Annotated in this window: 8 protein-coding genes and 1 pseudogene; all 9 read right to left on the minus strand. The window is 70.4% G+C overall.

The genetic code is table 11. The features are described from left to right. Positions 1-16 precede the first annotated feature (16 nt). The gene (locus DEIPI_RS0111690) at positions 17-412 is read right to left on the minus strand and encodes a thiol-disulfide oxidoreductase DCC family protein (protein WP_027481891.1); all 396 of its coding nucleotides are present in this window, start codon (positions 410-412) and stop codon (positions 17-19) included. A gap of 93 nt (positions 413-505) precedes the next feature. Further along, the gene (gene rpsI, locus DEIPI_RS0111695) at positions 506-898 is read right to left on the minus strand and encodes a 30S ribosomal protein S9 (RefSeq protein WP_027481892.1); all 393 of its coding nucleotides are present in this window, start codon (positions 896-898) and stop codon (positions 506-508) included. Beyond that, positions 898-1,323, minus strand: coding sequence for a 50S ribosomal protein L13 (rplM, locus tag DEIPI_RS0111700; protein ID WP_027481893.1), 426 nt, complete (start codon positions 1,321-1,323; stop codon positions 898-900). The genes rpsI and rplM overlap by 1 nt, the downstream gene beginning before the upstream one ends. A gap of 155 nt (positions 1,324-1,478) precedes the next feature. Continuing rightward, a complete protein-coding gene (gene aroQ / locus DEIPI_RS0111705; protein WP_027481894.1) occupies positions 1,479-1,907 on the minus strand; it encodes a type II 3-dehydroquinate dehydratase in 429 nt (142 codons plus the stop codon). Between the two features lie 19 nt (positions 1,908-1,926). Beyond that, positions 1,927-2,997, minus strand: a complete 1,071-nt coding sequence (locus tag DEIPI_RS0111710) for a 3-dehydroquinate synthase (RefSeq protein ID WP_045234180.1) — start codon at positions 2,995-2,997, stop codon at positions 1,927-1,929. Then, positions 2,994-3,566 carry a shikimate kinase gene (locus DEIPI_RS30570; RefSeq protein ID WP_045234200.1) on the minus strand — a complete coding sequence of 191 codons (573 nt, stop codon included), beginning with the start codon at positions 3,564-3,566 and terminating at the stop codon, positions 2,994-2,996. Before DEIPI_RS30570 ends, DEIPI_RS0111710 begins: the two co-directional genes overlap by 4 nt. A gap of 148 nt (positions 3,567-3,714) precedes the next feature. Further along, positions 3,715-4,863, minus strand: coding sequence for a chorismate synthase (gene aroC, locus DEIPI_RS0111720; RefSeq protein WP_027481896.1), 1,149 nt, complete (start codon positions 4,861-4,863; stop codon positions 3,715-3,717). An 84-nt stretch (positions 4,864-4,947) separates the two neighbouring features. Beyond that, the gene (locus DEIPI_RS0111725; RefSeq protein ID WP_027481897.1) at positions 4,948-6,822 is read right to left on the minus strand and encodes a type II secretion system protein GspD; all 1,875 of its coding nucleotides are present in this window, start codon (positions 6,820-6,822) and stop codon (positions 4,948-4,950) included. Between the two features lie 3 nt (positions 6,823-6,825). Continuing rightward, positions 6,826-7,214: pseudogene (locus DEIPI_RS39610) on the minus strand (hypothetical protein); the annotation flags it as partial.

The raw sequence follows: 7,214 nt of genomic DNA on the forward strand, positions 1-7,214 counted from the left end.
GGCGGGGCGGGCGCGCTCACGCGTCGAGGAAGCGCGCGCGCCATTCGGGCCGGGGGAGCCAGCACGCCTCGCGCTTCCCGAAGAGACGGTAGCGTGATCGCGCCACGAGCGCGTACACCGCCTCGCGCAGGGGACGCGGCACGACCCTGAGCGCCCACAGCAGGCGCCAGGGGGACTTCAGGTACCGCGCGACCCGCAGGGCCGCGTCGCTCCCCGCGTAGGCGCGTCCGTCCTCGATCAGCACGACCGCGCGCGGCGTCAGGGGCAGGTGATGCCGGGCGAGGAGCGCGCGTCCCGCCTCGGACTGCTGGGACGCGAAGCGCAGCCGACCGTCACGCTCGCGCCCGAGGATGAACTGCACGCTGGCACTGCACAGGTTGCACACGCCGTCGTAGAGCAGGACCGGTTCCATCACCTCACTGTAGGGCCACGAGGCCGGGACATTCGAGGCGGCCCATCAAGAAGTCCCCCGCCGAAGCGGGGGACTTTTCCTGCACGACCGGGTTCAGCGCTTGCTGAACTGGGGCGCGCGGCGGGCCTTCTTGAGGCCGTACTTCTTGCTCTCGACCTCGCGGGCGTCGCGGGTGAGGAGGCCGCGCGGCTTGAGCTGCTGGCGGTAGTCGGGGTTGACCTTCAGGAGCGCGCGGGCGATGCCGAGCTTGATCGCGTCGGCCTGACCGCCGGGGCCACCACCGGTGACGGTGATGTACGCGTCGAAGCGGCCCTGGGTGCCCGTCTCGCGGAAGGCCTGCAGCGCGTGCACGGCGCGCAGGATACCGCGGAAGTACACCTGGAACTCCTGGTCGTTGACGATGATGCGGCCCTCGCCGGGCTTGAGGAACACACGCGCGATCGCGGCCTTGCGACGCCCGGTGCCGTAGTACTGTTCAGTGGCCATTACTTGACCTCCAGCTTCTGGGGCTTCTGGGCGTCGTGGGGGTGGGTCTCGCCGGCGTACACCTTCAGGCGCGAGTGCAGCGCGCGACCGAGGCGGTTCTTGGGGAGCATCCCGTACACGGCGTGCTCGATGACGCGGTCGGGGTGCTTGGCGAGCGCGGTGCGCGCCGTCTCCGTCTTGAGGCCGCCCTGGTAGCCGGTGTAGCGGGTGTACACCTTGCTGTCGAGCTTGCCGCCGGTCAGGACGACCTTCTCCGCGTTCACGACCACGACGAAGTCACCCTGAGCGATGTTCGGGGTGAAGTCGGGGCGGTGCTTGCCGCGGATGCGGGACGCGATGAGGGTGGCGAGGCGACCCAGCGGCACGCCAGCGGCGTCCACCAGAATCCAGTTCTGTTCAGTTTCCTTAGGTACGTAGGTTTTCACCGTCGTCTCCAAAATCAGAGGTTTCGGCTGTCGTCGCTCGCGGCGGGGTCGGGGGACCACCCACGCGCGTCCCGGTGCCTGACCGGCGGTTCTGGCCCTACCAAGCGCAAAACACTGCCGAGAAGTCTACCACGCGGTCACGCGTGAGGGCAAGCTCAACGTCCCTCGGTGAGGAACTCCATCGCGAGGCGGTAGCCGAGCAGGCCGAGCCCGCTGATCTTGCCGCGGCAGACGGCCGCCGTGACGCTGGTGTGCCGGAAGGCCTCGCGGGCGTCCACGTTGGAGATGTGGACCTCCACGACGGGCAGGGGCTGACCCGCGATGGCGTCGCGCAGCGCGTAGCTGTAGTGCGTCAGCGCGCCCGGATTGATCACGATGCCCGTGAAGCCCGCGCCGCCCGCCTCGTGAATCCATTCGAGCAGCTGACCCTCGTAGTTGCTCTGACGGCAGGTGACGCTCACGCCGAGCTCCGACCCCCACGCCTCGCAGAGGGTTTCGAGGTCGCCGAGGGTCTCGCGGCCGTACACCTCGGGTTCGCGCGTGCCGAGCAGGTTGAGGTTGGGACCGTTGAGGACGAGGATCATACGTGTGACCTCCGAAAGTTCATGCGCCCGCGCCCGGCGTGTTCGTGACGTCCGCGCGCCACGCCGCGAAGGCCGCGCGGGCCGCCTCATCCGGCACCCGCGCGAGGTAGGGCCGTCCGACGTCGTGGAGCAGCACGAAGCGCACGCCCCTGGAGTCGGCCTTCTTGTCCCTCGCGACGAAGGGCGCCACGTCCTCCCAGCTCAGCGTGGGCAGGGGAGCGGGCGCGAGCGACGCCAGGAAGCGCGCGGTGAGCGCCGTGAGGTCCGCGCCGCCGAGGTCGCGCGACAGGATCGCCGCGTAGTGCAGCCCGTACCCGACGGCCTCGCCGTGCGTGACCGCGTGGTCGGTGACGGCCTCGAGCGCGTGCGCGAGCGTGTGCCCGAGGTTCAGGAAGGCCCGTTCGCCCGCCTCGCGCGGGTCGCGCGTGACGACGTCCGCCTTGACGCGCACGGCGTCCGCGACGACGTCCACGAGGTCGGCGGCGTGGGGACCGAAGTCCGGCGCCAGCACCCGCCCGCACAGGGCCCCGTCGGTGAGCAGGCCGTGCTTGAAGACCTCGGCGGTGCCCTCGCGGAACACGCGCGGCGGCAGCGTCTCCAGGAAGCCGACGTCGCACCACACGCCGCGCGGCGCCCAGAAGGTCCCCACGAGGTTCTTGCCCTCCGGGAGGTTCAGGCCGGTCTTGCCGCCCACCGCCGCGTCCACCATGCCCAGCAGCGTGGTCGGGAGGGTGTAGTGCGCGACGCCGCGCAGGTACGTGGACGCCACGAACCCGCCGAGGTCGGTGGTGGCGCCCCCGCCGAGCGACACGACCGCCGCGTCGCGCGGCAGCGCGGCCCGCGCGAGCGAGGAGAGCGCCGAAGCCCACACCTCGGTCGTCTTGCAGGCGTCCCCGGCGGGCGCCTCCACGTCGACCTCGGGTGAGAGGGCCGTCACGGCGCGCTCCACGCTCGCGCGGGGCAGACCCGCGTCGTGGACGAGGGCGCGGCGACGCTCGGGCACGTCGAGCGCGCCGAGCAGGTCCCGCCCGACGCGCACCTCGTAGGACGCCTCGCCGCCGACGGCGATCACACGGGAGGGGGACGTCACGCGTCCCCGTCCTCGCCGCCGAAGCGTTCCTGCCACGTCCACAGGTGCTCGATGATCTCCTGCACGACGTCCTCGCTGGAGCGTCCGTCGCTGGAGACGTGGATGGTGCCCTCGCGGTACGCGCCCTCGCGTTCCTCCATCAGCTTCGTGATGCGCTCCAGCGGTTCCTCCGTCTGCAGCAGGGGCCTTCCGGTGCGGCGCGTGCGGCCCAGGATCGTCTCCGGGGAAGCCCACAGCACCACCACGGGTCCGCGCGAGAGCAGCACCCGGCGGTTCTCCGGGGAGACGAAGGTGCCGCCCCCGAGGCTCACGACGGCGTAGTCGAGCCGCACCACGCGGTTGACGACCTCGCGCTCGTACGCGCGGAAGCGCGCCTCGCCCTCGCGCTCGAAGATCTCGGGGACGGTGCGGCCCGAGACGCGCGCGATGAGCTTGTCGGTGTCCACGAAGTGCAGCGCGAGCGCCCGCGAGAGCTCCCAGCCGACGCGGCTCTTCCCGGTGCCCATGAAGCCCGCCAGGGCCACCCACGTGACGGGCCGGTCGATGAGGGAAGGAGAGGGGGCGCTCATGTGGGTCTCCTGGAAGTCTAGACGATGCGGCGACTCCCCACAGGACGGCCTGACGGTCACGTCGTCCGGCGCGTGCTCGTACGCGTCCGCCAGGACCGCGCCGATCTCGCGCTCCATCCGGGCGTGGAAGTCGCGCCCGCCCCGGAGTTCAGTAGGACGCGGCGTAGTCACGGGCGGCCCGCACGCGCTCCACGAGCTCCTCGACGCTGTCGCCGCCGAACTTCTCCAGCATCGCGTCGGCGAGCACCCAGCCCACCACGGTCTGCAGGATCACGCCCGCCGCCGGGACGGCGGTGGTGTCCGACCGCTCGCGCGCCGCGTCCGCCGCCTCGCGCGACACGACGTCCACGGTGGGCAGGGGCTTCATCAGCGTGGCGATCGGCTTCATCGCGGCGCGCACGACGAGCTCCTCGCCGTTGGTCATGCCGCCCTCCAGACCGCCCGCGCCGTTCGTGTCGCGCGCGTAGCGGCCCTCGCGCAGGAACATCGCGTCGTGGACGGCGCTGCCCGGACGGCGCGCGCCCTCGAAGCCCAGGCCGACCTCCACGCCCTTCATGGCCTGCACGCTCATCACGGCCTGCGCGACGCGCCCGTCGAGCTTGCGGTCCCAGTGCACGTGACTGCCGAGCCCCACGGGAAGTCCCCGGAAGCGGATCTCCAGCACGCCGCCGAGCGTGTCGCCGTCCCGTTTCGCTTCGTCGACGAGGACCTTCATGCGCTGGGACGCCTCGGGGTCGAGGCAGCGCAGCTCGGACGCCTCGATCTCGGGCACGCGCGCCCAGTCGAAGGTCGCCGCGCTCTCCACGCCGCCGAGCGACACCACGTGGTTGGCGCCCTCGACGCCCAGCACGCCCAGAAGCTTCAGCGCGACCGCGCCGACCGCCACGCGCGCCGCCGTCTCCCGCGCCGAGGCGCGCTCCAGCACGTCACGCAGGTCGCGGTGACGGTACTTCACGCCGCCCGCGTAGTCCGCGTGTCCGGGGCGTGCCGCCGTGAGGGCCTTCTTGCGTGGCTCGCCGCCCGGCTCGGGCGACATGATCTCCGTCCAGTTGCGCCAGTCGCGGTTCTCCACGACGAGCGTGACGGGCGCGCCCGTCGTGCGGCCCGCGCGGACGCCCGAGAGGATGCGCGCCTCGTCCTTCTCGATGACCATGCGCCGACCGCGCCCGTACCCGCCCTGGCGCTTCTCCAGCCAGGGGTCGATGTCCTGCTTCGTCAGTTCCAGCCCCGAGGGCAGCCCCTCCAGGATGGCGGTCAGCTGCGGCCCGTGCGACTCTCCGGCGGTCAGAAACCTCATGGAAGGACTCTAGCAGAAGGGCGGTGGGACACGAAGACGACGAGGGGCGGGAAGCCTCGCCTCCCGCCCCTCGTCGTCTTCGCGTTACTGGATCACGTTGCCCGTGATGACGATCAGCAGCTGCGTCTTCTCGCTGCTCTTGTTCTGCGTCTTGAAGAGGTTCCCGATGATCGGGATGCTCGACAGGACCGGCACGCCCTGGTAGCCCTCGTTCTCCTTCGTGGAGAGCAGGCCGCCCAGCATCACCGTCTGACCGGTCTTGAACGAGATCGTCGTCTGCGCCTCGCGGTTGGCGAACTCCAGCACGTTCGGCAGGGTCGCGCCCGTCACCGGCGTGTTGAGGGCGCTCACGTTGCTGCGCACGCCCAGCGTGATCGTGCCGTCCGCCGTCACCTGCGGGCTGAGGAAGTCGATCAGCACGCCGTAGTCGATCTGCTTGGAGATGTTGCCGCTGGTGCTGGGAATGTTGAGCTCCAGCCGCCCGCCGGACTTGATCGTGGCGCTCGACCCCGCGCTGGCGTTCTCCGTCGAGCCGCTCTGACCGCGCCCGCGCTGACCGCTCTGCATGGTGACGCTGCCCTCGTAGATGGACTTCGAGAGGTTCTGGCTCTCGAGCGCCTTGAGGGTCGCGCCGATGTTGAAGCCCATGCTGGGCTGCGTGATGTCGAACAGGGCCGAGATCTGACCCGCCGCGATCTTCGTGACGAACTGCCCGAAGCCCGCCGTCCAGTCGATGCCGAGGTTGCGCGCCGCCGTCTCCGTGATCTCCTGGATGCGCACCTGCACGTTGAGCTGCGGCACGGCCTTGTCCAGCAGCGGAATGAGCTCCGCGATCTGGTCCACCTGACCCTGCGTGCCGCGCACGATGAGGCTGTTGGAGCGCTGATCCGCGATGATCGTCGCGCCGATGCCCGCCACCGAGTTCTCCGAGGGCGCGGCCTGCGCGGCCTGAGGCGTCTGCGCGGGCGTCTGCGTGCTCGCGGAGGTCACGTTGCCGTTCGCGTCGGTCGTCTGGCGGATCACGGTGGGCGCCGCCTGCGTCAGGTCCGTCTTGAGGGTGCCTTCCAGCACGCCCTTCACCTCGGTCGCCTGCGCGTTCGACAGGGTGAAGGTGCGCTGCACGATCACGGGCCCGTCGGCCTTCACGACGGGCTTGTCCACCTGCGCGAGCAGCGCGAACGCCGCGTCGATCTGCGTGGCGGGGCCGTTCACGACGAGCTGACCGGTCTTGCCGACCGCCGTGACCCGCAGGCTCGGGTACTGCGCGGCGAGCAGGCCCGTGATGTCCTCGATGTTGCTCTTCACGGTGTAGACGCGCTGGGCGTTCGCGGTGCCGTCCGTCTGCGGGCCCTGACGGGTGTAGTTCGCCTCGATGTCCGCGACGAGACGCTCCACGTCGCCGATCTCGCGGTTCGTGCCGCGCACGATGAGGCTGTTGGAGTTGGTGTCCGCGATGATGCGCAGCGTGGGCGAATCCAGCGTGACGTCGACGAGTTCCTTCTTGTCGTTGTACGTCGGACGGCCGAAGAAGAGCTTCACGCGCGTCGCGGTCTGCTCGGCGGGCGCGACGGTGAGGCGCATGACCTTCTGGATGGGGGAGTTCGACACGCGGATGGTGTCCTTCCCGCCGACACGGAAGATCTCGTAGCTCAGCCCGTTGATGTCGATGACGATCGGGAAGACCTCGTTGAAGGGCTTGTTGGTGAAGTTGTACGCGAGCGCGGAGTTCGCCGCGGTGTTCGCGGAACGGGTGTCGATGTTGCCGTCGATGACGAGCTCGTACCCGGCGGCCTTCGCGAGCGCCGCGAGCAGCGAGGAGAGCTCCCCGTCGAACTTGCCGATGTTCATCGTGACGGGCGCGGTGTTGAGGCGCTTGTCCGTGGTGCTCTGGGCCGAGGCGGCGCCGAGCATCGCGGTCACGAGCAGGGTCAGGGCACTGATCTTATGGGCTCTCTTCATGACTCACCTTTTGTCGAGTTCGAGGGTCTTGGTCTGGTTGCCGATCGCGAGCACCACGGTCGTCGCGGTGATGTCCTTCACCACGACGCCGCCGCTCTCGGGCAGGGTCTGGCCGGTCGTCACGACGAGGTAGCCCGCCTTCGTCTTGAGGATGCCGGTGTTCACGGGCCCCAGCACGACCGCGCTGTACGTCACACCCTGAGCGTCCACGAAGGCCGCGACGGGATCGGCCTGCACGACGGGCTCGGCGGGCGTGGGATCCGTGGTGGCCGTCTCGCCGCCGAGGGGTTCGAGTTCCGTCACGACGGGCGGCACGACCGGGTTGGTGGTCGGTGCGGGCGTCGGCGTGGCGCGCGGGGGCGTGCTCGGAAGGGCCGGGACGGGCGTCGTGG

The organism is Deinococcus pimensis DSM 21231 (genome assembly GCF_000519345.1).
Taxonomy (GTDB): Bacteria; Deinococcota; Deinococci; order Deinococcales; family Deinococcaceae; genus Deinococcus_A; species Deinococcus_A pimensis.

What these genes read in the sequence shown, in the direction of transcription:
- DEIPI_RS0111725 (WP_027481897.1), bottom strand. Translation starts at nt 6,822, where the DNA reads ATGAAGAGAGCCCATAAGATCAGTGCCCTGACCCTGCTCGTGACCGCG.
- rpsI (WP_027481892.1), bottom strand. Translation starts at nt 898, where the DNA reads ATGGCCACTGAACAGTACTACGGCACCGGGCGTCGCAAGGCCGCGATC.
- aroQ (WP_027481894.1), bottom strand. Translation starts at nt 1,907, where the DNA reads ATGATCCTCGTCCTCAACGGTCCCAACCTCAACCTGCTCGGCACGCGC.
- aroC (WP_027481896.1), bottom strand. Translation starts at nt 4,863, where the DNA reads ATGAGGTTTCTGACCGCCGGAGAGTCGCACGGGCCGCAGCTGACCGCC.
- DEIPI_RS0111690 (WP_027481891.1), bottom strand. Translation starts at nt 412, where the DNA reads ATGGAACCGGTCCTGCTCTACGACGGCGTGTGCAACCTGTGCAGTGCC.
- DEIPI_RS30570 (WP_045234200.1), bottom strand. Translation starts at nt 3,566, where the DNA reads ATGAGCGCCCCCTCTCCTTCCCTCATCGACCGGCCCGTCACGTGGGTG.